At 67.1% G+C, this 23,367-nt stretch carries 16 protein-coding genes, 3 rRNA genes and 1 pseudogene; 12 read left to right on the top strand and 8 right to left on the bottom strand.

Annotated elements, in window-relative coordinates; genetic code table 11:
- Positions 1 to 3 precede the first annotated feature (3 nt).
- Complete coding sequence (locus KQY30_RS28295; RefSeq protein ID WP_217309271.1) at positions 4 to 1,641, bottom strand: streptophobe family protein; 1,638 nt, start codon at positions 1,639 to 1,641, stop codon at positions 4 to 6.
- Positions 1,642 to 1,904: 263 nt separating this feature from the next.
- On the opposite strand from KQY30_RS28295, the pseudogene KQY30_RS28300 reads away from it, so the two are divergent.
- Positions 1,905 to 4,527: pseudogene (locus KQY30_RS28300) on the top strand (FHA domain-containing protein).
- Between the two features lie 176 nt (positions 4,528 to 4,703).
- Here the strand turns inward: KQY30_RS28300 and KQY30_RS28305 are convergent.
- From KQY30_RS28305 to KQY30_RS28315, 3 genes are all read right to left on the bottom strand, one after another.
- The gene (locus tag KQY30_RS28305; RefSeq protein WP_217309272.1) at positions 4,704 to 5,303 is read right to left on the bottom strand and encodes a transglycosylase SLT domain-containing protein; all 600 of its coding nucleotides are present in this window, start codon (positions 5,301 to 5,303) and stop codon (positions 4,704 to 4,706) included.
- A gap of 274 nt (positions 5,304 to 5,577) precedes the next feature.
- Positions 5,578 to 6,756: an S-adenosylmethionine:tRNA ribosyltransferase-isomerase gene (locus tag KQY30_RS28310; RefSeq protein ID WP_217309273.1), complete on the bottom strand. Its 1,179-nt coding sequence runs from the start codon at positions 6,754 to 6,756 to the stop codon at positions 5,578 to 5,580.
- A complete protein-coding gene (locus KQY30_RS28315) occupies positions 6,753 to 7,448 on the bottom strand; it encodes an SDR family oxidoreductase (RefSeq protein ID WP_217309274.1) in 696 nt (231 codons plus the stop codon). The genes KQY30_RS28310 and KQY30_RS28315 overlap by 4 nt, the downstream gene beginning before the upstream one ends.
- A gap of 228 nt (positions 7,449 to 7,676) precedes the next feature.
- On the opposite strand from KQY30_RS28315, the gene KQY30_RS28320 reads away from it, so the two are divergent.
- The 3 genes from KQY30_RS28320 (at position 7,677) to KQY30_RS28330 (ending at position 9,956) form a co-directional block, all read left to right on the top strand.
- Entirely contained in the window at positions 7,677 to 8,834 is a 1,158-nt protein-coding gene (locus tag KQY30_RS28320; RefSeq protein ID WP_217309275.1) for a GAF domain-containing sensor histidine kinase, read from the top strand.
- Between the two features lie 67 nt (positions 8,835 to 8,901).
- The gene (locus KQY30_RS28325; RefSeq protein ID WP_302185372.1) at positions 8,902 to 9,552 is read left to right on the top strand and encodes a response regulator transcription factor; all 651 of its coding nucleotides are present in this window, start codon (positions 8,902 to 8,904) and stop codon (positions 9,550 to 9,552) included.
- Between the two features lie 155 nt (positions 9,553 to 9,707).
- Positions 9,708 to 9,956, top strand: a complete 249-nt coding sequence (locus tag KQY30_RS28330) for a chaplin (protein WP_217309276.1) — start codon at positions 9,708 to 9,710, stop codon at positions 9,954 to 9,956.
- 90 nt (positions 9,957 to 10,046) lie between these two features.
- Here KQY30_RS28330 and KQY30_RS28335 read toward each other — a convergent pair whose 3' ends face one another.
- Positions 10,047 to 10,856: a hypothetical protein gene (locus KQY30_RS28335; protein ID WP_217309277.1), complete on the bottom strand. Its 810-nt coding sequence runs from the start codon at positions 10,854 to 10,856 to the stop codon at positions 10,047 to 10,049.
- A gap of 127 nt (positions 10,857 to 10,983) precedes the next feature.
- Here KQY30_RS28335 and KQY30_RS28340 point away from each other — a divergent pair, with 127 nt between their 5' ends.
- The 4 genes from KQY30_RS28340 (at position 10,984) to KQY30_RS28355 (ending at position 14,118) form a co-directional block, all read left to right on the top strand.
- Entirely contained in the window at positions 10,984 to 11,775 is a 792-nt protein-coding gene (locus KQY30_RS28340; protein ID WP_217309278.1) for an ABC transporter ATP-binding protein, read from the top strand.
- A 50-nt stretch (positions 11,776 to 11,825) separates the two neighbouring features.
- Positions 11,826 to 12,254: an NfeD family protein gene (locus tag KQY30_RS28345; RefSeq protein WP_046501832.1), complete on the top strand. Its 429-nt coding sequence runs from the start codon at positions 11,826 to 11,828 to the stop codon at positions 12,252 to 12,254.
- A 90-nt stretch (positions 12,255 to 12,344) separates the two neighbouring features.
- Positions 12,345 to 13,280, top strand: a complete 936-nt coding sequence (locus tag KQY30_RS28350) for an SPFH domain-containing protein (RefSeq protein ID WP_217309280.1) — start codon at positions 12,345 to 12,347, stop codon at positions 13,278 to 13,280.
- Positions 13,281 to 13,341: 61 nt separating this feature from the next.
- The gene (locus KQY30_RS28355) at positions 13,342 to 14,118 is read left to right on the top strand and encodes a sulfite exporter TauE/SafE family protein (protein ID WP_217309282.1); all 777 of its coding nucleotides are present in this window, start codon (positions 13,342 to 13,344) and stop codon (positions 14,116 to 14,118) included.
- A gap of 114 nt (positions 14,119 to 14,232) precedes the next feature.
- On the opposite strand, the gene KQY30_RS28360 is transcribed toward KQY30_RS28355, so the two are convergent.
- The 3 genes from KQY30_RS28360 to KQY30_RS28370 all read right to left on the bottom strand — a co-directional run bounded on the left by KQY30_RS28360 (position 14,233) and on the right by KQY30_RS28370 (position 16,292).
- Entirely contained in the window at positions 14,233 to 14,745 is a 513-nt protein-coding gene (locus tag KQY30_RS28360; protein WP_217309283.1) for an HNH endonuclease, read from the bottom strand.
- Positions 14,746 to 14,888: 143 nt separating this feature from the next.
- Complete coding sequence (locus KQY30_RS28365) at positions 14,889 to 15,428, bottom strand: YbhB/YbcL family Raf kinase inhibitor-like protein (RefSeq protein ID WP_217309284.1); 540 nt, start codon at positions 15,426 to 15,428, stop codon at positions 14,889 to 14,891.
- An 81-nt stretch (positions 15,429 to 15,509) separates the two neighbouring features.
- The gene (locus KQY30_RS28370) at positions 15,510 to 16,292 is read right to left on the bottom strand and encodes a sporulation protein (protein WP_217309285.1); all 783 of its coding nucleotides are present in this window, start codon (positions 16,290 to 16,292) and stop codon (positions 15,510 to 15,512) included.
- 92 nt (positions 16,293 to 16,384) lie between these two features.
- Here KQY30_RS28370 and KQY30_RS28375 point away from each other — a divergent pair, with 92 nt between their 5' ends.
- The 4 genes from KQY30_RS28375 to rrf all read left to right on the top strand — a co-directional run bounded on the left by KQY30_RS28375 (position 16,385) and on the right by rrf (position 22,646).
- Complete coding sequence (locus KQY30_RS28375) at positions 16,385 to 17,005, top strand: DNA-3-methyladenine glycosylase (RefSeq protein ID WP_254407360.1); 621 nt, start codon at positions 16,385 to 16,387, stop codon at positions 17,003 to 17,005.
- A gap of 443 nt (positions 17,006 to 17,448) precedes the next feature.
- A 16S ribosomal RNA gene (locus tag KQY30_RS28380) occupies positions 17,449 to 18,974 on the top strand.
- A 305-nt stretch (positions 18,975 to 19,279) separates the two neighbouring features.
- Positions 19,280 to 22,397 (top strand): 23S ribosomal RNA (locus KQY30_RS28385).
- A gap of 133 nt (positions 22,398 to 22,530) precedes the next feature.
- Positions 22,531 to 22,646, top strand: a 5S ribosomal RNA gene (rrf, locus tag KQY30_RS28390).
- The 16S, 23S and 5S rRNA genes sit together here, the layout of an rRNA operon.
- Positions 22,647 to 23,367 lie beyond the last annotated feature (721 nt).

The raw sequence follows: 23,367 nt of genomic DNA on the forward strand, positions 1-23,367 counted from the left end.
CCCCTAGTCCCCCGGAAGGTTCCCATCCCGTGCGGCGCCCCCGTCCTTCGGGATGCGCAGATACGGGTTCGTATCGGGGTTGGGCGGCCGGTACGGCGTTGACGGTGTATACGGTCCTGGTGGCGCGGTCGGCTCCGTACGTGCTTCCGCCGGCTCCGTACGCGTTTGTACGGTGAGGCCGTCCGCGTCCACGGTGAGGCCGTCCGTACCCGTGAAGCCCACCGAGCCCGGGCCCGTATCCGCCGAAGGGCCGACCGCGGCCGTCCCCTTCCCCGCCGCGTACGCGAGCAGTGCCCCCGCCGCCCCCGCCCCCGCGCCCCAGACCGCGCCGAGCAGCAGTGCCGTACCGGCCCGGCCGTGCAGTTCGAGGCCCGCCTCGAACGCGTCGATCCCGAGCATCGACACCGAAGCCCGCGCGGAGACCTCCGTGAGCCACACCAGGAGCGGCAGGGTGAGCGCCGTGATCACCCCCAGCCGCAGAGCGCACCTCCCGGCGAACGCGGCAGCGCCCCGACGGGCCGCGTCCGGATCGGCTCGTACGGTACGGACCGCCGCCAGCACCCCCGCGCAGAGCATCATCACCGCGACGGCCACCACCAGCAGCCAGATCCGTCCGTCCAGCTCGGCGAGCCCGCCGACCGTCAGCGGCTCACCGCCCGAGGGCCGCAGCACCTTGTCGAGCGGGTCGGGCAGCATCGTGGCCGGCGGCCCCGACGCGCTGCCGTCCCAGGGAACGAACAGCCCGAGCGGAATCCCCAGCCACACCCCGTTCGGTGCCGCGAGCAGCGCCCCGCCCGCGATCCGCCGGGGATGGTCGTCGCCGACCGCCGCGTACCCGGCGGCCGCGAGCCCCGCGAGCACCGCCACCAGCACCACCGTGACCAGCGCGGAAGCCGCCGGCTGTACGATCCGGCGCGCCCGGTCCCAGCCGTGCGGCAGCGGCGTACGGCCGGAGACCAGCAGGGCGACGGCCAGTACACCGAGCACCCACACCAGTGCGCCCGTCAGCGATTCGGCGGTGTCCACCCGGAACCCCACGGCCGCCTGCGCGTCGACCAGATCCCCGACCCGGTCGGGCAACAGCCCTCCGATGCCCGGGACATCACCCAGCTCTCCGAGGCCCGGCACCTCGATCCCGCCGATCCCGGAGCCGTCACCGCCCAGACCGGGCATCTGTCCGAGCCCCAGTCCGCCGCCGTCGACGGTGATGACATCGCGCCCCGCCCACGCCAGCCCGCCGACCAGGCCGACGAACAGCGCGGCCACCGTCCCGGCCCGTACGGCGAGTTCGGTGACGGACACATACGGGCCCGCACGCCGCAGCGACCGCAAGAAGAAGAACGAGAGGATCAGCGCCCCCGTGAGCCCCACGCCCAGTGGCGCGAAGTCGACCGCGGTCCGCGCCTCCACGCCGTCCAGACCGTACGCGGACACATCGCCGGAAGGCGTGACCGAACCACCCGCCCCCAGCACCACCACCGCCGCGGTCATCGGCCCCAACGAGCCCGCCGCGTCCGCCTCCAGAAGGTGCAGCCCGAGGGCCGCGACACCCGCCATCCCCATCAGTGCCCAGCTCACGGCGGCGAGCGAGGCCACCAGCACATCCATCCAGCGGACACCGCCGCTGCCCCGCGCGTTCATCAGGATCCCCCGCCCCCCGATGGGTATGTCCGTCTTCTGGCTGTTCCTCGTATTCGCGCATGATCCGTGGGCACTCATACGCGGTTACCACTCTCCGGGTACCTTTCTCCCGCGTCAACGGTCCTTTCCCCGCACGCTGTTACGCGCTTGTGGCAGGCGTTCACGAGGCCCGGCTTTCAAAGACCGGAGCGGGCCTGAAATAGTTCCCCACGATGTTCGCCATCCCTAGACTCCCTGCGACGGGGGCAATCGGGGGACAACAAGTGGGGCATGGAGTGCCGGAACTCGTACTGGAATTGAACGGAAGGACCTGGACGCTCGATCCCTCCAGGTCATACACCCTGGGCCGCGATCCGCAGGGCGACCTCGTGATCGACGACGCCAGGGTCTCGTGGCGCCACGCCACCCTGAGCTGGAACGGCCGGGGCTGGGTCATCGAGGACCACGGCAGCACCAACGGCACCTATGTGCAAGGCCGGCGCATTCAGCAGTCGGACATCGGTCCCGGCTCGGCGGTCCATCTCGGAAACGCCACCGACGGACCCCGGCTGAGCCTCAGCGGCGGAGCGGCGGGCGCGGGCGCGTACAGCGGGCAGGCGGCCGCCCAGGCCCAGGGCGCCCAGCAGGGCTGGCAGCAGCCGGCCCCCGCGCAGCAGCAGCCCGTACCCCAGCAGCACATACCCGGCCAGCAGGTCCCTGGCCAGCAGGTCCCCGCGCAGCAACAGGGCTGGCAGCAGCAGCCGCCCCAGCAGCACGGCCAAGTGCCGCACCAGCAGGGCCCGCACCAGGGCGGCGGCCCCGCCGCCTTCCCGCAGCAGTCCCCGTCCCCGTCCCCGGTTTCCGACGGTGCCGCGGGGGCCCCGCCGGTGTACGGGGACCGCAGCCCGACCACCTTCCACCAGGTCGCCCTCGGCCGGGTGATGCGCATCGGCCGCGCGCTGGAGAACGAACTCGTCGTCGCGGACCTCCAGGTCTCGCGCCTGCACGCCGAGTTCACCGCGACCCCCGACGGCCGCTTCGAGATCCGTGATCTCGGTTCCCACAACGGCACCTATGTCAACGGCCAGCCGATCGCCAAGTCCGGCACCGTGCTCATCGGCCCCAACGACATCGTCGGCGTCGGCCACTCGACGTTCCGGCTGGTCGGCGACCGGCTCGAAGAGTTCGTCGACACCGGTGAGGTCTCCTTCTCCGCCCGCCATCTCACGGTGACGGTCGACGGCGGCAAGCAGATCCTCAAGGACGTCTCCTTCGGCGTCCCCGAGAAGTCGCTGATCGCCGTGATCGGCCCGTCCGGCTCCGGCAAGTCGACACTGCTCAAGGCGCTCACCGGCTACCGCCCGGCCGACCAGGGCGATGTCCTCTACGACAACCGGAATCTGTACAAGCAGTTCGCCGAGCTGCGCCAGCGCATCGGTCTGGTCCCGCAGGACGACATCCTGCACAAGGAGCTGACCGTCAGAAAGGCGCTCAAGTACGCGGCCAAGCTCCGCTTCCCCGGCGACACCGCCGAGGCCGAGCGCGAGGCCCGTATCGACGAGGTAGCTGCGCGAGCTGAAGCTCGACATCCACAAGAGCAAGAAGATCACCTCGCTCTCCGGCGGCCAGCGCAAGCGGGTCTCCGTCGCCCTGGAGCTGCTCACCAAGCCGTCGCTGATCTTCCTGGACGAGCCGACCTCCGGTCTGGACCCGGGCATGGACCGCGATGTCATGCAGCTACTGCGCGGCCTCGCCGACGACGGCCGTACGGTGCTCGTCGTCACCCACTCCGTGGCCGAACTGGCGCTCTGCGACAAGCTGCTGGTGATGGCCCCCGGCGGTTCCGTGGCGTACTTCGGCCCGCCCGAGGAGGCTCTCAACTTCTTCGGCTACACCACCTGGGCCGATGTCTTCTCCGCCTTCGAGAACTACCGCGACTACGACTGGGCGGGCCGCTGGCGTGGCTCGCAGCACTACCAGATGTACGCCGCGGACATCGACGCCGTCGCCGCGCAGTCCGTACACATGCCGCCGCCGCAGCAGATGCGCCCGCCGAAGCCGCAGAGCTGGGGCGCCCAGTTGCTGACACTGATCCGCCGCTATGCCGCGGTGATCGCGTCCGACAAGGGCTTCATGGCGCTGATGGTGATCCTGCCGGCCGTGCTCGGCGTGGTCAGCGTCGTCATTCCGGCGAAGTTCGGCCTCGGCCCGCCGGAGGCGCCGTCCAGGTTCAACGGCGACGCGGGCACCATCATGCTGATTCTCGCGGTCGGCATGTGCTTCTCGGGCGCGGCCAACTCCGTACGAGAACTGATCAAGGAACGGGTGATCTACGAACGGGAGCGGGCCACCGGCCTGTCACGTTCCGCCTATCTGATGTCCAAGGTGATCACGCTCGGAGTGATCACGGCCATCCAGGGCGTCATCATCTGCGGTATCGGCTTCGCCACGCGGGCGTTGCCCGAAGAGGGCCTGATCATGCCGCCCGCCGTGGAGATCTGCCTGGTCGTGATCGCCCTGGGCTTCACCTCGATGATGTTCGGCCTGGTCATCTCGTCGCTGGTGAAGACCGCCGAGAAGACGATGCCGCTGCTGGTCATGTTCGCGATCGTCCAGGTCGTCTTCACCGGCATCCTCTTCCAGGTGTACGACTCGCCGGGGCTGGAGCAGTTCGCCTGGCTGATGCCGTCCCGCTGGGCCATCGCGGGCGCCGGCGCGACCCTCGATCTCGCGCATCTGATGCCGCCGTGGGACCAGGACAACCCCACCAATCTGGACCCGCTGTGGGAACACTCGGCGAGCCAGTGGGGCATGAACATCGGGATCCTGCTCTTCATCGGTGTGGTCTGCGGGTTCGCGGTGTCGCGGCTGCTGCGCCGTCATGAGCCCGAGGTCATGCGCAAGTAGGCCCCACGCACACGTCACACCGCACACCGCACACCGCACACCGCACACCTCAAACACTGTGCGGCGCACACCTCACACTGAACACTGAACGCACGGAGGGCGGCACCCTGTTGGGGGTGCCGCCCTTTGGCGTTGGTGCACAGACATGGCGTCCGCGCGCGTCGGTACAGGCCCGGTCAGTAGGCGCTGTTGACGTTGTCCATCGAGCCGTACCTGTCCGCCGCGTAGTTGGCGGCGGCCACGATGTTGGCGACCGGGTCGTAGATGTTGTTCGGCGTGCCCTTGACGTGGTACGCCTTGAAGGTCGGCGGTATGACCTGGAGCAGGCCCTTGGACGGGATGCCGTTCTTGGCGTTGATGTCCCAGAGGTTGATCGCCCACGGGTTGCCGCTCGACTCCCGCATGATGTTGCGGTGCAGCCCCTCGTACGAGCCGGGGATGCCGTTCTTCTTCATGATCGACAGCGCCTCGCGGATCCAGCCGTCCAGGTTGTCCGGGTAGGTCGCCTTGTCCGCGGCCTTGGTGCCCGCCGCCTTGATGGCGGTGATCTGCTGCTTGGCCGTGCTCGCCTTCACGGTCGTGGCCTGCGCGCTCACCTTGGCCGCCGCCGCGGCCACCGGTCCGGAGGAGGCGTTCACGGGAGCGGCGGAGGCGTCGGTCGGGACCAGCGAGAACGTGAGGGCCGCGACTCCGGCGGCCGCCACGCCTGCGAGCGTTGCCTTGCGGGTCGTGGTCGTGTCCAGGTTACGGAGATCAGCGATGCGTGACGAGAACATGGAAGACGTACCTCTTCGGATTGCGGGGAGTCGCGAAGGCCGGTTGGCCAGCCAGCTCGGCGGCGACGGACGCAATTCTTAGCGGCAGCAAAATGCCCTGGCAAAGGTGTGACGTACGACCCTGAGTAGTGGCGCAGGGCACTTGCCGGGCGGCAAGATGCCCGTTTATGCCACTCTCACACCCCTTTGTCTGTCGACTAGTGGACTTCGTAAGTGATCCACGTCCTATGCGAGGGCTCACACTCGGGATAGATCAACATGACCCGAAGTTGCTTCAGCAATGCGAAGGGTGAGCACTTTCCGGCGGCAGCAGAAGGTGGACGTCCCCGAACTCGTGCCACAGGTAGCGCTGCTCCAGCGCCTCCTCGTATCCGCGGGTCAGCGCCTCACGGCCGGCGATCGCCGCCAGCATCAGCAGATGCGAGGCCTCCGGTTCATGCAGCCCGGTGAGCAGCCCGTCCACGGCGCGCACCCCGCGCCGGGGCGTGATCACCAGATCCGTCCACCCGGAGGCGGCCCGCACCACTCCGTCGGGTCCGGTCGCCGACTCCAGGGCCCGTACCGCCGTCGTACCGACCGCGACGATCCGCCCGCCCACAGCCGCGCCTGTCGCCCCGTCCCCTTCCCCGTCCGTTCCCCCGCCTGTTCCTCCACCTGTTCCCTCACCCGTTCCTCCGGCCGGCCTCGCCGCCCTGACGGCGTTCACCAGCCGCGCCGTCGTCCCCGGCACCTCGAAGCGCTCCGGGTACGGCGGCTCGTGCGCCTCCGCCGAGGCCACCCCCGTATGCAGCGTCAGCGGCGCGAACAGCACTCCCCGGCTCACCAGCTCCGCGATCAGCGCCGCCGTGAAGGGACGCCCCGCGCTCGGCATCTCCGCGGAGCCCGAGCCGTCGGGGGAGGGGAGCGCGAAGACCGTCTGGTACGCGGACAGCGGCTGGTCGCGCTCCGTGTACCCGTACCGGATCGGCCGCCCGTACCGGCGCAGCAGCCCGGGCACATCGGCGTACGAGACGCGTGCCCACCAGAGCCGCACCCCCTCCGGGTCCAGTGGCTCCTCCAGTACGAGGTGCTCGCCGCCCGGCAGCCGTACGACCGCCCCGGGCGGGCCGCCCGGCCGGGGCACCGTCGTACCGGCGCCCGCTTCGGAGGCCGCCGCACGCAGTTCGCGCAGCTCGACCGCCCACCGGCCGTCCTCACCCCGCGTCGAGAAGTGCACCACCACGCGCTGCCCGCCCAGCCGCCCACTGACCGCCGCGGGCAGGGTCATCGACGTATTGACCACCAGCACATCCCCGGCCCGGAGCTGCCCCGGCAGCTCACGGAACGTGTGATGCGTCACCTCCGTACCGCGCGAGACCAGCAGCCGCACATCGTCCCTGCCCGAACCGCGCTGCTCCGCCGGGACCCGCGCCGACAGCTCCTCCGGCACCCGCAGCGCCGCCGGGACGCTCACTTCGGGTCCAGCAGACCGGGTGCCGCGTAGCGGCCGCTCGCCGGCCGTCGCTCCAGCAGCCGCAGAAAACCGGGCACCACCGACTCCGGATCCGGGCGCGGGTCCGGATCGTCCGGCACAGCCGCCGCGTACAGATCTGTCGCCATGTCCCCCGGGTCGACCGTCCACACCCGCAGCTCCGGCTCCTCGACGGCGAGTACGGCGGCGAGCTGGTCCAGCGCCGCCTTCGACGCCCCGTACCCGCCCCAGGTCTCGTACGCCTCCGCCGCCGCGTCAGAACTGACCGCGATCACCGCGCCCGCCGCAGCCGCGCGCAGCAGCGGCAGCGCCTCCTGCACCAGGCCCAGCGCCGCCACCACATTGGTCTCCAGCGCCGCCCGCAGTCCGTCGAGGGGCAGCGCGTCCAGCCGTACGAGCGGCTCCGCGCCCAGCGCGCTGGCATTGCTCACCAGCAGTTCGAGCGCGCCCAGCTCCGCGGCGGCGGCCACCAGCTCCTTACGGTGCCCGGGATCGGTGACATCCCCCGCGAGCGCCACCACCCGGGTCCCGTACGCCCGCGCCTCCCCGGCCGCCCCCTCCAGTACCCGTACGGATCTCGCGTCCAGCACCAGATCCCAGCCGCTCCGCGCCAGCGCCACGGCCAGTGCGCGCCCCAGCCCCTTCGAAGCCCCCGTGATGATCGCCGTCGGCATGGCAGCCGCTCCTCCCGTGTCGCCGACGCGCCTCGTCGCCCGCCGGTGCCGCCCACGGTAGGAACGGCACCGTCCCGGCCGCCTCGGACGCGGGCCCGGTCCGGTCAGGGCACTTCGGCCTAAGGCCGGAGCGGGAGGACGGGGCGGCGGGACCTAGGTCGTCGGCCCCGGTCGGAGGCCGTCCCGGGGCCGATACGGGCCGTAACGCCCGCCGGTACGGTTGAAACCATGAGCCACCGACCCCGCTCCGGACTCGCCGCCGTGAGCACGGCGCTCCTCGCGATGAGCAGGCATCTGGAGGTACGCGACGTCCTCAAGACGATCGTCGCCTCGGCCCGTGAACTGCTCGACGCCGAGTACGCGGCGCTCGGCGTCCCGGACGACCACGGCGGCTTCGCCCAGTTCGTGGTGGACGGTGTCAGCGACGAGCAGTGGAAGGCCATCGGCCCGCTGCCCCGCCAGCACGGCATCCTCGCGGCGATGCTCCACGAGGAGAAGGCCGAGCGCCTCGCCGATGTGCGGAAGGACCCGCGTTTCGAGGGCTGGCCCTCCGCGCACCCCACCATGTCCGACTTCCTCGGGCTGCCCGTCAGGGACGGCGAGGAGACGATCGCCGCGCTCTTCCTCGCCAACAAGCGCTGCCCAGAGCCGCCGTCCTCCCGTACCGAAGGCTGTGGATTCACCGAGGAGGACGAGGAACTCCTCGCGATCCTCGCCCAGCACGCCGCCATCGCCCTGACCAACGCCAGGCTGTACGAGCGCAGCCGTGAACTCACCATCGCCGAGGAGCGCTCGCGCCTCGCCCATGAACTCCACGACGCCGTCAGCCAGAAGCTCTTCTCGCTCCGGCTGACCGCCCAGGCCGCGGCCGCCCTGGTGGACCGCGACCCGGCCCGCGCCAAGGGCGAGCTCCAGCAGGTCGCCGCGCTCGCCGCCGAGGCCGCCGACGAACTGCGCGCCGCCGTGGTCGAGCTGCGCCCGGCCGCCCTCGACGAGGACGGCCTGGTCAACACCCTCCGTACCCATGTCCAGGTGCTCGACCGCGCCCACTCGGCCAAGGTGACCTTCGACACCTCGGGCATACGGGCCCTGCCCGCCGCCCAGGAAGAGGCACTGCTGCGGGTCGCCCAGGAGGCCCTGCACAACGCGCTGCGGCACTCCGGCGCCGACCGGGTCGAGGTCGCCCTCGCCCGCCGCGGGCAGGGCGCGGTCCTCAGCGTCACCGACGACGGCAAGGGCTTCGAGCCGCGTGCGGTCCGCAGGGCGGGACGCCATCTCGGGCTGGTCTCGATGCGCGCCAGGGCGAGCGGCGCCGGCGGCAGACTCAGGGTGGAATCGGCGCCCGGACGGGGCACCACGATCGAGATGGAGGTGCCCGGTGGCTGACGAGCACAGGAACGGTGTCCGGCATGCGGCGGGCGGCACGCAGGCGGCGGGAGAGACGGCCGGACGAGTGGCGGGCCGCGCGCAGGCCATTCGCGTCCTGCTGGTCGACGACCACCAGGTGGTCCGCCGGGGCCTGCGTACGTTCCTGGAGATCCAGGACGACATCGAGGTCGTGGGCGAGGCATCCGACGGTGGTGAAGGGGTCGCCCGCGCCGAGGAACTGCGCCCCGATGTCGTACTGATGGACATCAAGATGCCCGGCATGGACGGCATCGAGGCGCTGCGCAAGCTCCGTGAGCTCGGCAATCCGGCCAGGGTGCTGATCGTCACCAGCTTCACCGAGCAGCGTACGGTCGTCCCCGCCCTGCGCGCCGGGGCCTGTGGCTATGTCTACAAGGACATCGATCCCGAGGCGCTGGCCGGTGCGATCCGCTCGGTCCACGCGGGCCATGTACTGCTCCAGCCCGAGGTCGCGGGCGCGCTGCTGGCGCAGGACGACCCGGGCACCGGCCAGGGCAGGGGCACGTCACTCACCGACCGGGAGCGCGAGGTGCTCGGCCTGATCGCGGACGGCCGCTCCAACCGGGAGATCGCCCGGGCGCTGGTGCTCTCCGAGAAGACTGTCAAGACCCACGTTTCGAACATCCTGATGAAGCTGGACCTCTCGGACCGTACGCAGGCGGCGCTCTGGGCCGTCCGACATGGGGCAGCGGGCTGACCGGGCCGAACCGGAATGTTGTCCTCCGATCTGAGATTCATACCGTCGTGTGTATGTCACCCACACGGCGCATCCTGATCGCCGCGCGGGCGTTCTTCATGGCGTAACCACGGCGTACTGCCGCGGTCATTGATCACGCGATTAAGGAACATTCCATGAAGGTTGCCAAGAAGGCCGCTCTGGTTCTCGTCACCGCCGGCCTCGCGGCGGGTGCCTCCGCCGGCGCCGCGTTCGCCACGGACGGCGGCGCCCACGCCGGCGGCGCGGCCACGCACTCCCCGGGTGTCGGCTCCGGCAACACGGTCCAGATCCCGGTCCACATCCCGGTGAACGCGACCGGCAACACCATCAATGTGATCGGCCTGCTGAACCCGGCGTTCGGCAACGCCTCGGTCAACCACTGATCCCAGGCGAGTGAGCCGAAGGGGCGCGGTCGGTCGTCGGTATCGACACGCTCGGCATCGACACGCAGCGCCCCGGAGGCGAGCCGAGCCTCAGAAATCATCCGGGCGCGGCAGGGACTCCTGTCTCTGCCGCTCCTCCACGTACGCGTTGTACGAAGCGACCTGCGCCCGCCGGGCCACCCGCTCGACCGGGCGCAGGGCCGCCCCCCGCGCCGCCATCTCCGCCGCGCTCACCGCACCGCCGTGCCCGTGCTCGTACGCCAGCGACACCAGCAGCCCGATCCGCTGCGCCAGCTCCAGCACCCGCATCGCCCGAGGCGGATACCCGGGCGCCAGCACCTCCCGGCCCCGCTCCGCCCGCGCCCGGTACGCGCTCAGCGCCGCCTCCGCCATGGGCCCCGAGGCCGCCACATCCAGCCGTGACAGCACCTCCGTCGCCTCCCGCAGCGCCTCCGCCAGCTCCCGCTCCGCCTCCCCGAGCGAGGGAACGTCCGCCGGGGGAGCCTCCCGTACCGGCAGACAGTGCCAGAGCACCTCGACATGGCGGTCCCCGTCCGGGCCCACCGCCGTCACCTCGGGCACCAGACCGTACGGAGCACCCGTGGCGATCACCGCCTCCTCGGCCTCCAGCGCCCGGGCGTTGAACTCAGGCGGCCCGCTCAGCCCCAGCGGATGCCCGGGCGCGGGCAGCGCGACCCGGTACCCGGTCACGCCGAGCGCCCGCAGCCGCCCCAGCGCCAGCGTCAGCCCGACCGGACCGGTCTCGCCCGGCAGCCCCTCCACCCGGTGCAGGGCGTCGTCGCCGACCATGGCGGCCACCGCGTCGTCCGGCGATACAAACCCGGCCAGAAGGGCGTTTCCCCAAGCGGCCAGCAGTCCTGAGCGTGGTTGCGAAAGCATGGCCCCAGCCTAGGGAACGGACCTCGGGCCCGGACCACTCGACCGGTGGCGTAGATTTTCCTGGGAGCTGCGCCTACAGGCGCAACCCCGGAACCTCAAGACGATTGCATGAGGAGACAACGCGCTCATGAGCGATGTACTGGAGCTGGTGGACGTATCCGTGGTCCGCGACGGACGCGCTCTGGTGGACGATGTCTCCTGGTCGGTCAAGGAGGGGGAGCGCTGGGTGATCCTCGGCCCCAACGGCGCCGGCAAGACCACCCTGCTCAGTCTCTCCTCCAGCTATCTCTTCCCGACCGCCGGCTCGGTGACGATCCTCGGCGACCGGCTCGGCAAGGTCGACGTCTTCGAGCTGCGCCCCCGTATCGGTATCGCCGGTGTCGCCATGGCCGAGAAGCTCCCCAAGCGCCAGACCGTCCTGCAGACCGTCCTCACCGCCGCGTACGGCATGACCGCCACCTGGCGCGAGGACTACGACGACGTCGACGAGCAGCGCGCCCGCGCCTTCCTCGACCGGCTCGGCATGACCGAGTACCTCGACCGCAGGTTCGGCACCCTCTCCGAGGGCGAGCGCAAGCGCACCCTGATCGCCCGCGCGATGATGACCGACCCCGAACTGCTCCTCCTCGACGAGCCCGCGGCCGGCCTCGACCTCGGCGGGCGCGAGGACCTGGTACGGAGACTGGGCCGCCTGGCCCGTGACCCGTACGCCCCCTCCATGATCATGGTCACCCACCATGTCGAGGAAATCGCACCGGGCTTCACACATGTCCTCATGATCCGCCAGGGCAAGGTCCTCGCCGCGGGCCCCATGGAGACCGAACTCACCTCCCGCAACCTCTCCCTCTGCTTCGGCCTCCCGCTCGTCGTCGAGCGCGTCGGCGACCGCTGGACCGCCCAGGGACTGCCGCTCGGCTGACCGGATATCACCCCTGTCCCCACAGGGATCGCCGGACCTACCATGACCACGTGGATATCGAACCGTGGGTGTGGTGGCTGATCGGCGCTGTCGGTCTGGGTATTCCGCTGGTTCTGACGGCGATGCCCGAATTCGGAATGTTCTCCGCCGGAGCGGTCTCTGCCGCAGTCACCGCGGCGCTCGGCGGCGGTGTGGTGGCCCAAGTCCTCGTGTTCGTCGTGGTGTCCGTCGCGCTCACCGCGGTGGTACGGCGTTTCGCCGCCCGGCAACGAGGCTCGAACCCCGGCGCCGCCACCGGAATCGACGCGCTGAGAGGCCGTCAGGCGATCGTCCTCGAACGGGTCGACGGCCGTGGTGGCCGTATCAAGCTGGCCGGTGAGATCTGGTCGGCACGCACCCTCGACGCGGACATGGCCTTCGAACCCGGCCAGCAGGTCGATGTCGTCGAAATCGACGGTGCCACAGCCGTGGTGATGTGAGCCAACCCCGGGGAACCCTCCCCACAGAGGCACTTGGTCTGAGAAACTCGATCATCAGAACATCCGGCGGCGAAGGGCCCGAGATACGCGATGCCATCAATCATCATCGTCCTGGTCATCCTGGTGGTGCTTGTATTCATCGCCCTGGTCAGAACGATCCAGGTCATCCCGCAGGCAAGCGCCGCCATCGTGGAGCGGTTCGGCCGCTACACCCGAACCCTCAACGCGGGACTGAACATCGTGGTCCCGTTCATCGACTCGATCCGCAACCGCATCGACCTCCGCGAACAGGTCGTCCCCTTCCCGCCCCAGCCGGTGATCACCCAGGACAACCTGGTCGTCAACATCGACACCGTCATCTACTACCAGGTGACCGACGCCCGCGCCGCGACCTATGAAGTCGCCAGCTACATCCAGGCGATCGAGCAGCTCACCGTCACCACGCTCCGCAACATCATCGGCGGCATGGACCTGGAGCGCACCCTCACCTCCCGCGAGGAGATCAACGCGGCCCTGCGCGGCGTCCTCGACGAAGCCACCGGCAAGTGGGGCATCCGCGTCAACCGTGTCGAGCTGAAGGCCATCGAACCGCCGACCTCCATCCAGGACTCGATGGAGAAGCAGATGCGCGCCGACCGCGACAAGCGCGCCGCGATCCTCACCGCCGAAGGCATCCGCCAGTCCCAGATCCTCACCGCCGAGGGCGAGAAGCAGTCCGCGATCCTCCGCGCCGAAGGTGAGGCCAAGGCCGCCGCCCTGCGCGCCGAGGGCGAGGCGCAGGCCATCCGTACGGTCTTCGAGTCGATCCACGCGGGCGACCCCGACCAGAAGCTCCTCTCGTACCAGTACCTCCAGATGCTCCCCAAGATCGCCGAAGGGGACGCCAACAAGCTCTGGATCGTGCCCAGCGAGATCGGCGACGCCCTCAAGGGGCTCAGCGGAGCCTTCGGCAACCTCGGCGGCGGCGTACCGGGCTTTGACACCGGAAACGGCAAGGAGCGCAGGCAGGACCCCCCGCTGGACTGACCCGCCATCCCCTTCGTGCATGATCGGTGCATCCGGCACCGATCACCGAAGGGCAACGCACGTGACCAACTGGGAGATGCTCGCCGTATTCATGGCGGGCATCAGTGCCGGCACCATCAACACCATCGTCGGTTCCGGCACCCTCATCACCTTCCCCGTCCTGCTGGCGACCGGCCTCCCACCGGTCACCGCGACGGTCTCCAACGCCCTCGGGCTGATACCCGGATCGATCAGCGGAGCCATCGGCTACCGCGCCGAACTCACCGGCCAGCGCCGCCGCGTCCTGCGCCTCAGCGCCGCCGCCCTGATCGGCGGCCTCACCGGCGCCACCCTGCTGCTCCTCCTGCCGTCCACGGCCTTCGAGACGGTTGTGCCCGTCCTGGTCACCCTCGCCCTCGTCCTGGTGATCCTCCAGCCCCGCCTCACCAGAGCCGTCCAGGCCCGGCGGGCACGCAAAGGCACCACCACGGGCCCCCAGGGCGGCCCGCTCCTCTTCACCGGACTGCTCTTCGCCAGCGTCTACGGCGGCTACTTCACCGCCGCCCAGGGGATCATCTACCTCTCCCTGATGGGCATGCTGCTCGACGACAGCCTGCAACGCCTCAATGCCGTCAAGAACATCCTCGCCGCCGTCGTCAACAGCGTCGCCGCGCTCTACTTCCTCTTCGTCGCGCACTTCGACTGGACGGCGGTCCTGCTCATCGCCGTCGGCTCCGCGATCGGCGGCCAGCTCGGCGCCAGAGTCGGCCGCCGCCTGCCACCCGTCGCGCTGCGCACGCTGATCGTGGTGGTCGGCATGATCGCGATCGTGCAGCTCCTGCTGCGCCGGTACGGCTGACACACCGGCCGGCCCGGACCGTACGCACAACAGCCCGCCCCCGGGAACTTCCGTACCGGGGACGGGCTCTCGTCGTACACGTTCACATTCACGTTCCGTGGCACACCCGCGGTGTTACGCGGCGGACCGCACACCTATCAGCCACTGCGGCAGCTCCGAACGCTCACCCGCCCGGAGCGACAGCAGCATCGCGTCCGCCGGAGACGGTACGAACGGCTCGTGCAGCAGCGGCATCCCCGCCTGCTCCGGTGTACGGTCCGCCTTCCGGTGGTTGTCCTCGGCGCACGAAGCGACCGTATTCAGCCAGCTATCGGTGCCGCCCCGCGACCTCGGCACCACATGGTCCACCGTCGTCGCACGCCTGCCGCAGTACGCGCAACGATGCTGGTCCCGCACCAGAACACCCCGCCTCGACCACGGAGCCTGTCTTCGAAAGGGCACCCGCACATAACGGCAGAGCCTGATCACCCGGGGCACCGGAAGCTCCACGGCGGCCGCACGGACACGGAGACCGGGATGGGCCTGCTCGACAACGGCCTTGTCCTGGAGCACCAGCACCACCGCACGGTTCAGCGTCACCGTCGACAGCGGCTCGAAGCTCGCGTTCAGTACCAGCGTGTCCCGCATCCCGCCCACCTCCCGTGTGCCGGCCCGCCGCCTGGCGGGCGTGGGATCAACTCTCGCCGGGCACGCCGAGGGGGACAACACAATAAAAAGTGCCCTGCCCAGATCTCTCCAAGACCAGGGCAGGGCAAACAAAAGGAAAACGGTCAGCTCTCGGCAGGCGTCGAATACTCGCCAATGAGCTGCGCACGGGCCAGCGCGTGGAACCGCAGATTGAATCCGACGAACGCCGGTGAGGCATCGCTGTCGGGACCCAGCTTCTCCTGGTCCACCGCGTACACCGTGAACACATAACGGTGCGCGGGATCCCCGGCCGGCGGCGCCGCACCCCCGAACTCCTTCGACCCGTAGTCGCTCCGCGCGTGTACGGCGCCCTCGGGCAGCCCCTCGAACGAACCGCTGCCCGCGCCCGCCGGCAGCTCGGTGACCGACACCGGGATGTCGAACAGCACCCAGTGCCAGAACCCGCTGCCGGTCGGCGCGTCGGGATCGAAGCACGTCACGGCGAAGCTCTTGGTCTCCGCCGGAAAACCCTCCCACCGAAGATGCGGAGAGATGTTCCCGGCCGCGTACACCTGCGCGTCCTTCAGCACCGCCCCGGGCGCGACGTCGTCGCTCACCACCGTGAACGACGGCACCTGCGGATGGAAGTCATGAGGGAGCGGAGCCCTCTTTCCCTCGGTCAACGTCAGAACCTCCGAATCGGCTGTCCGACCGGCACGATCGCCGGCCGGTCCACCCTGCGACGCCGAGCCTAGAACCCGTACCTAGAACCAGTTACGACGGCCACCGACCTCGGCGAGCCACTGGTTGAGGTACGCGGCCCAGTCGGTGGTGTGGAAGTCATGGAGCCCCACCTGGAAGGAGCGGAACGAGTCGCTGCCCTCGGTGAACAGACCCGGCTTCTTGTCCATCTCCAGGATCACGTCCATCTCACGGTCGTCCGCGACGAAGGTCAGCTCGACCTGGTTGAGCCCGCGGTACTGCTGCGGCGCGAAGAACTCGATCTCCTGGTAGAACGGCAGCCGCTGGCGCGTCCCGCGGATGTGCCCGCGCTCCATGTCCGCCGCCTTGAAGCGGAACCCGAGCTGGATGAACGCGTCGAGGATCGCCTGCTGCGCCGGCAGCGGGTGGACATTGATCGGGTCGAGATCGCCGGAGTCGATCGCCTGCGCGATCGCCAGTTCCGTGGTCACACCGATGTTCATGCCGCGGAGCTGCTGGCCGTCGATGGTGGTGACCGGCGTCTCCCACGGGATCTCGAGCCCGAACTGCACCACGTGCACCGCCCCGGCCTGCACCTCGAAGGCGCCGCCGATCTGCTGCTTGGTGAACTCGACGTTCTGCTTCAGCTCCTGGTCGTTCCCCTCGACCTCGACCCGCGCCTGCAGGCCGACGGAGAGCCCTTGGATCCGCTGGCTGACGGAGCCGCCCTCGATCCGCACCTCGCCCTGCACCACTCCGCCGGGCACGACGTTCGACTCGGTCAGCTCCGTCTCCACGGACGCACCACCGGCGCCGAGGCTCGCGAGCAGCTTCTTGAAGCCCATGTTCACTCCTTCTAGGTCCTGACCCCTACATACGCGCTCCGACCGTAGCCGGTTCCCCGGTACGCTCATACGCCATGGAGAGCCCCGACCGCATGCCCCTTTCCCGGGACTTCTTCGACCGCCCGGTCCTCGAGGTCGCGCCCGACCTCCTGGGCAGAACGCTGGTACGGGGTACGGACGACGGCCCGATCGAGCTCCGGCTGACCGAGGTCGAGGCCTACGCGGGCGAGATCGACCCGGGCTCCCATGCCTTCCGCGGCCGCACGGCCCGTAACGGAGTGATGTTCGGCCCGCCCGGTCACGCGTATGTCTACTTCACCTACGGGATGTGGCACTGCCTCAACGTGGTGTGCGGCCCCGAGGGCATGGCGAGCGGAGTCCTGCTCAGAGCGGGAGAGATCCGTGTGGGCGCGGAGCTGGCACATAAACGTCGATTCTCGGCCCGACACCACAGGGAACTGGCCAAAGGCCCGGCCCGCCTGGCCACCGCCCTCGATGTCGACCGCGCCCTCAACGGTACGGACATGTGCGCCGGCCCCGATGCGCCACTGGCCCTGCTGGCCGGCACCCCCGTACCGGCTGACCAGGTCCGCAGTGGCCCCCGCACGGGAGTGGGCGGCGACGGCGCGGCGCACCCGTGGCGGTTCTGGGTCGCCGGAGACCCCTCGGTGAGCCCTTATCGGGCCCATGCGCCCCGACGCCGACGAACTTGACTCGTACCGTTCATCCGCCTAACGTTGCCCGAGCCGCTTGACACGGGACCTGCTGCTCAGCAGCTTCCGAAGCGGCCACCCACTACTGATGATCAAAACCCGACGGGTGCGATTTCGGCATGCCGAAATTCGAATCCAAATAGCTCGATTATGAGCTGGGCGGGGATTCGGCTAAAGTAGGGGTCAGCCGAGAGGCCGAAGGGAAAAGCCCGGAGGAAAGCCCGGAAGGGTGAGTACAAAGGAAGCGTCCGTTCCTTGAGAACTCAACAGCGTGCCAAAAGTCAACGCCAGATATGTTGATACCCCGACCAGCGGGAACGGTTCTTGTTCCGGCAGGTTGAGGTTCCTTTGAAGAAGAAACACAGCGAGGACGCTGTGGACCACTGGTCCTATTCCGGCTGGTGGTTCCGCTCTCGTGTGTGATACCGGATATCCGGTGCACATTCACGGAGAGTTTGATCCTGGCTCAGGACGAACGCTGGCGGCGTGCTTAACACATGCAAGTCGAACGATGAAGCCTTTCGGGGTGGATTAGTGGCGAACGGGTGAGTAACACGTGGGCAATCTGCCCTTCACTCTGGGACAAGCCCTGGAAACGGGGTCTAATACCGGATAACACTCTTCCCTGCATGGGGGAGGGTTGAAAGCTCCGGCGGTGGAGGATGAGCCCGCGGCCTATCAGCTTGTTGGTGGGGTGATGGCCTACCAAGGCGACGACGGGTAGCCGGCCTGAGAGGGCGACCGGCCACACTGGGACTGAGACACGGCCCAGACTCCTACGGGAGGCAGCAGTGGGGAATATTGCACAATGGGCGGAAGCCTGATGCAGCGACGCCGCGTGAGGGATGACGGCCTTCGGGTTGTAAACCTCTTTCAGCAGGGAAGAAGCGTGAGTGACGGTACCTGCAGAAGAAGCGCCGGCTAACTACGTGCCAGCAGCCGCGGTAATACGTAGGGCGCAAGCGTTGTCCGGAATTATTGGGCGTAAAGAGCTCGTAGGCGGCTTGTCGCGTCGGATGTGAAAGCCCGGGGCTCAACCCCGGGTCTGCATTCGATACGGGCAGGCTGGAGTGTGGTAGGGGAGATCGGAATTCCTGGTGTAGCGGTGAAATGCGCAGATATCAGGAGGAACACCGGTGGCGAAGGCGGATCTCTGGGCCATTACTGACGCTGAGGAGCGAAAGCGTGGGGAGCGAACAGGATTAGATACCCTGGTAGTCCACGCCGTAAACGTTGGGAACTAGGTGTTGGCGACATTCCACGTCGTCGGTGCCGCAGCTAACGCATTAAGTTCCCCGCCTGGGGAGTACGGCCGCAAGGCTAAAACTCAAAGGAATTGACGGGGGCCCGCACAAGCAGCGGAGCATGTGGCTTAATTCGACGCAACGCGAAGAACCTTACCAAGGCTTGACATACACCGGTAACTGGCAGAGATGTCAGCCCCCTTGTGGTCGGTGTACAGGTGGTGCATGGCTGTCGTCAGCTCGTGTCGTGAGATGTTGGGTTAAGTCCCGCAACGAGCGCAACCCTTGTTCTGTGTTGCCAGCATGCCTTTCGGGGTGATGGGGACTCACAGGAGACTGCCGGGGTCAACTCGGAGGAAGGTGGGGACGACGTCAAGTCATCATGCCCCTTATGTCTTGGGCTGCACACGTGCTACAATGGCCGGTACAATGAGCTGCGATGCCGTGAGGCGGAGCGAATCTCAAAAAGCCGGTCTCAGTTCGGATTGGGGTCTGCAACTCGACCCCATGAAGTCGGAGTTGCTAGTAATCGCAGATCAGCAGTGCTGCGGTGAATACGTTCCCGGGCCTTGTACACACCGCCCGTCACGTCACGAAAGTCGGTAACACCCGAAGCCGGTGGCCCAACCCCTTGTGGGAGGGAGCTGTCGAAGGTGGGACTGGCGATTGGGACGAAGTCGTAACAAGGTAGCCGTACCGGAAGGTGCGGCTGGATCACCTCCTTTCTAAGGAGCATCTAGACCCTTCACGGGGTCCAGAGCCACTACGTCGGCAAGTGTCCGGCGGTGGTCAGCTCATGGGTGGAACGTTGACTATTCGGCACGGTTCGTGAAGGTCACTAGTACTGCTTCGGCGTGGAACGTGGACTGGATAGGGACCGGGTCGGGCGCGCTGTTGGGTGTCTGAGGGTACGGGTGAGTGTGTTGCCTGTTTCTTCAGTGCCGGTCCCAGTGAACTCCACGCGCATGGTGTGGGGGTGGTGGGTGGCTGGTCGTTGTTTGAGAACTGCACAGTGGACGCGAGCATCTGTGGCCAAGTTTTTAAGGGCGCACGGTGGATGCCTTGGTACCAGGAACCGATGAAGGACGTGGGAGGCCGCGATAGGCCCCGGGGAGCTGTCAACCGAGCTGTGATCCGGGGGTGTCCGAATGGGGAAACCCGGCAGTCGTCATGGGCTGTCACCTGCTGCTGAACACATAGGCAGTGTGGAGGGAACGAGGGGAAGTGAAACATCTCAGTACCCTCAGGAAGAGAAAACAACAGTGATTCCGGGAGTAGTGGCGAGCGAAACCGGATGAGGCCAAACCGTATGTGTGTGATACCCGGCAGGGGTTGCGCATGCGGGGTTGTGGGATCGCACTTCAATAGTCTGCCGGCTGTTGGGCGAGTGAGAAACCGTATGGGTAGGCGAAGGGCATGCGAAAGGCCCGGCGTAGAGGGTAAGACCCCCGTAGCTGAAATCTGTACGGCTCGCTTGTGTGATTCCCAAGTAGCACGGGGCCCGAGAAATCTCGTGTGAATCTGGCGGGACCACCCGCTAAGCCTAAATATTCCCTGGTGACCGATAGCGGATAGTACCGTGAGGGAATGGTGAAAAGTACCGCGGGAGCGGAGTGAAATAGTACCTGAAACCGTGTGCCTACAAGCCGTGGGAGCGTCGCACAGGCTTTGCCTGTGTCGTGACTGCGTGCCTTTTGAAGAATGAGCCTGCGAGTTTGCGGTGTGTTGCGAGGTTAACCCGTGTGGGGGAGCCGTAGCGAAAGCGAGTCCGAATAGGGCGTTTTAGTAGCGCGCTCAAGACCCGAAGCGGAGTGATCTAGCCATGGGCAGGTTGAAGCGGCTGTAAGAGGTCGTGGAGGACCGAACCCACCAGGGTTGAAAACCTGGGGGATGACCTGTGGTTAGGGGTGAAAGGCCAATCAAACTCCGTGATAGCTGGTTCTCCCCGAAATGCATTTAGGTGCAGCGTCGTGTGTTTCTTGCCGGAGGTAGAGCACTGGATAGGCGATGGGCCCTACCGGGTTACTGACCTTAGCCAAACTCCGAATGCCGGTAAGTGAGAGCGCGGCAGTGAGACTGTGGGGGATAAGCTCCATGGTCGAGAGGGAAACAGCCCAGAGCATCGACTAAGGCCCCTAAGCGTATGCTAAGTGGGAAAGGATGTGGAGTCGCAGAGACAACCAGGAGGTTGGCTTAGAAGCAGCCATCCTTGAAAGAGTGCGTAATAGCTCACTGGTCAAGTGATTCCGCGCCGACAATGTAGCGGGGCTCAAGCATACCGCCGAAGTCGTGTCATTCACACAATAGCTCTAACGGGTGTGTGGATGGGTAGGGGAGCGTCGTGTGCCGGGTGAAGCCGCCGCGTAAGCGAGTGGTGGATGGTTCACGAGTGAGAATGCAGGCATGAGTAGCGATTCACACGTGGGAAACGTGTGCGCCGATTGACTAAGGGTTCCTGGGTCAAGCTGATCTGCCCAGGGTAAGTCGGGACCTAAGGCGAGGCCGACAGGCGTAGTCGATGGACAACCGGTTGATATTCCGGTACCCGCTTTGAAACGCCCAGTATCGAATCAGACGATGCTTAGACCGTGAAGCCGCCCTGGAGCCTTCGGGTGAAGGGGAGTGGTGGAGCCGTCGGACCAGATCTGTAGTAGGTAAGTGATGGGGTGACGCAGGAAGGTAGTCCAGCCCGGGCGGTGGTTGTCCCGGGGTAAGGGTGTAGGGCGTTGTGCAGGTAAATCCGTGCAACATAAGTCTGAGACCTGATGCCGAGCCGATTGTGGTGAAGTGGATGATCCTATGCTGTCGAGAAAAGCCTCTAGCGAGTTTCATGGCGGCCCGTACCCTAAACCGACTCAGGTGGTCTGGTAGAGAATACCGAGGCGTTCGGGTGAACTATGGTTAAGGAACTCGGCAAAATGCCCCCGTAACTTCGGGAGAAGGGGGGCCACACCAGGTCAAGGCACTTGCTGCCGGTAGCTTGGGGTGGCCGCAGAGACCAGCGAGAAGCGACTGTTTACTAAAAACACAGGTCCGTGCGAAGCCGTAAGGCGATGTATACGGACTGACGCCTGCCCGGTGCTGGAACGTTAAGGGGACCGGTTAGCTCCATTTCGGTGGGGCGAAGCTGAGAACTTAAGCGCCAGTAAACGGCGGTGGTAACTATAACCATCCTAAGGTAGCGAAATTCCTTGTCGGGTAAGTTCCGACCTGCACGAATGGCGTAACGACTTCTCGACTGTCTCAACCATAGGCCCGGTGAAATTGCATTACGAGTAAAGATGCTCGTTTCGCGCAGCAGGACGGAAAGACCCCGGGACCTTTACTATAGTTTGATATTGGTGTTCGGTTCGGCTTGTGTAGGATAGGTGGGAGACTGTGAAGCGGCCACGCCAGTGGTTGTGGAGTCGTTGTTGAAATACCACTCTGGTCGTGCTGGATGTCTAACCTGGGTCCGTGATCCGGATCAGGGACAGTGTCTGATGGGTAGTTTAACTGGGGCGGTTGCCTCCTAAAGGGTAACGGAGGCGCCCAAAGGTTCCCTCAGCCTGGTTGGTAATCAGGTGTTGAGTGTAAGTGCACAAGGGAGCTTGACTGTGAGACCGACGGGTCGAGCAGGGACGAAAGTCGGGACTAGTGATCCGGCGGTGGCTTGTGGAAGCGCCGTCGCTCAACGGATAAAAGGTACCCCGGGGATAACAGGCTGATCTTCCCCAAGAGTCCATATCGACGGGATGGTTTGGCACCTCGATGTCGGCTCGTCGCATCCTGGGGCTGGAGTCGGTCCCAAGGGTTGGGCTGTTCGCCCATTAAAGCGGTACGCGAGCTGGGTTTAGAACGTCGTGAGACAGTTCGGTCCCTATCCGCTGTGCGCGTAGGAGTCTTGAGAAGGGCTGTCCCTAGTACGAGAGGACCGGGACGGACGAACCTCTGGTGTGCCAGTTGTTCTGCCAAGGGCATGGCTGGTTGGCTACGTTCGGGAGGGATAACCGCTGAAAGCATCTAAGCGGGAAGCCTGCTTCGAGATGAGGACTCCCACCCCCTGGAGGGGGTAAGGCTCCCAGTAGACGACTGGGTTGATAGGCCGGATATGGAAGCCAGGTGACTGGTGGAGTTGACCGGTACTAATAGGCCGAGGGCTTGTCCTCAGTTGCTCGCGTCCACTGTGTGGTTCCCGGGTTGCGAACAGTCGCACCGGTTGAACCAGTATGTACTCAATTGAAGAGTGTGCTTGTTCGCTAAGTGCCGATATCCCGCTTCTGCGGGGTGGCCCGATAGGGTTTCGGTGGTCATAGCGTGAGGGAAACGCCCGGTTACATTCCGAACCCGGAAGCTAAGCCTTACAGCGCCGATGGTACTGCAGGGGGACCCTGTGGGAGAGTAGGACACCGCCGAACAATCTTTCAAGGACCCATGGTCCAGCGTTCATGCTGGACCATGGGTCCTTTTTGTTTTTCTGAGAGAATGACTGCGGTACCCGAAGACAGGAGCCCAACCGATGTCCCCCAATTCCTCCGACGACCGTCCCGAGCGCGATCAGCGCCGTCGGGACAGCGGTGACCGGGGCGGCTTCCGCGGAGGCCGTGACGATCGCGATCGCGGTCCGCGGCGCGACGATCGGGACCGGCGCGATGATCGGGACCGTGGTGGTTTCCGTCGTGATGACAGCAACCGTCGCAGTGACAGCCGTCGTGATGACAATCGGGGCGGCGGATATCGCGGTGGCCGCGACGACCGGCCCAGCGGGCCGCGTCGCTCCGACGACCGTGGTGGGCGTCCGGCCTTCGGCGCCAATTCCGCGCCCGGCGGCAGTGGTTACGCCCGTCGTGATGACCGGGGCGGACGGCCTGCCGGTGCCGGCAGCGGTGGCGGATACGGGCGGCGTGACGACCGTACCGGCGGCCCTCGTCGTGACGACCGGCCGAGCGGTCCCCGCCGCGATGACAGGCGCGACGACCGGCCCGCCTTCCGCCGTGACGACCGCCCCGTCGGGCACCGTCGTGATGACCGGCCGAGCGGGCCGCGTCGTGACGACCGCCCCAGTGGACCGCGCAGGGACGACCGGCGCGATGACCGCAGGGACGATCGCCGTGACGACCGTGGCGGGCGGCCCGGTTT

The organism is Streptomyces sp. GMY02 (genome assembly GCF_019056675.1).
Classification (GTDB): Bacteria; Actinomycetota; Actinomycetes; order Streptomycetales; family Streptomycetaceae; genus Streptomyces; species Streptomyces odonnellii.

What these genes read in the sequence shown, in the direction of transcription:
- KQY30_RS28340 (WP_217309278.1), top strand. Translation starts at nt 10,984, where the DNA reads ATGAGCGATGTACTGGAGCTGGTGGACGTATCCGTGGTCCGCGACGGA.
- KQY30_RS28350 (WP_217309280.1), top strand. Translation starts at nt 12,345, where the DNA reads ATGCCATCAATCATCATCGTCCTGGTCATCCTGGTGGTGCTTGTATTC.
- KQY30_RS28335 (WP_217309277.1), bottom strand. Translation starts at nt 10,856, where the DNA reads ATGCTTTCGCAACCACGCTCAGGACTGCTGGCCGCTTGGGGAAACGCC.
- KQY30_RS28320 (WP_217309275.1), top strand. Translation starts at nt 7,677, where the DNA reads ATGAGCCACCGACCCCGCTCCGGACTCGCCGCCGTGAGCACGGCGCTC.
- KQY30_RS28295 (WP_217309271.1), bottom strand. Translation starts at nt 1,641, where the DNA reads ATGAACGCGCGGGGCAGCGGCGGTGTCCGCTGGATGGATGTGCTGGTG.
- KQY30_RS28315 (WP_217309274.1), bottom strand. Translation starts at nt 7,448, where the DNA reads ATGCCGACGGCGATCATCACGGGGGCTTCGAAGGGGCTGGGGCGCGCA.
- KQY30_RS28305 (WP_217309272.1), bottom strand. Translation starts at nt 5,303, where the DNA reads ATGTTCTCGTCACGCATCGCTGATCTCCGTAACCTGGACACGACCACG.
- KQY30_RS28370 (WP_217309285.1), bottom strand. Translation starts at nt 16,292, where the DNA reads ATGGGCTTCAAGAAGCTGCTCGCGAGCCTCGGCGCCGGTGGTGCGTCC.
- KQY30_RS28375 (WP_254407360.1), top strand. Translation starts at nt 16,385, where the DNA reads ATGCCCCTTTCCCGGGACTTCTTCGACCGCCCGGTCCTCGAGGTCGCG.
- KQY30_RS28360 (WP_217309283.1), bottom strand. Translation starts at nt 14,745, where the DNA reads ATGCGGGACACGCTGGTACTGAACGCGAGCTTCGAGCCGCTGTCGACG.
- KQY30_RS28330 (WP_217309276.1), top strand. Translation starts at nt 9,708, where the DNA reads ATGAAGGTTGCCAAGAAGGCCGCTCTGGTTCTCGTCACCGCCGGCCTC.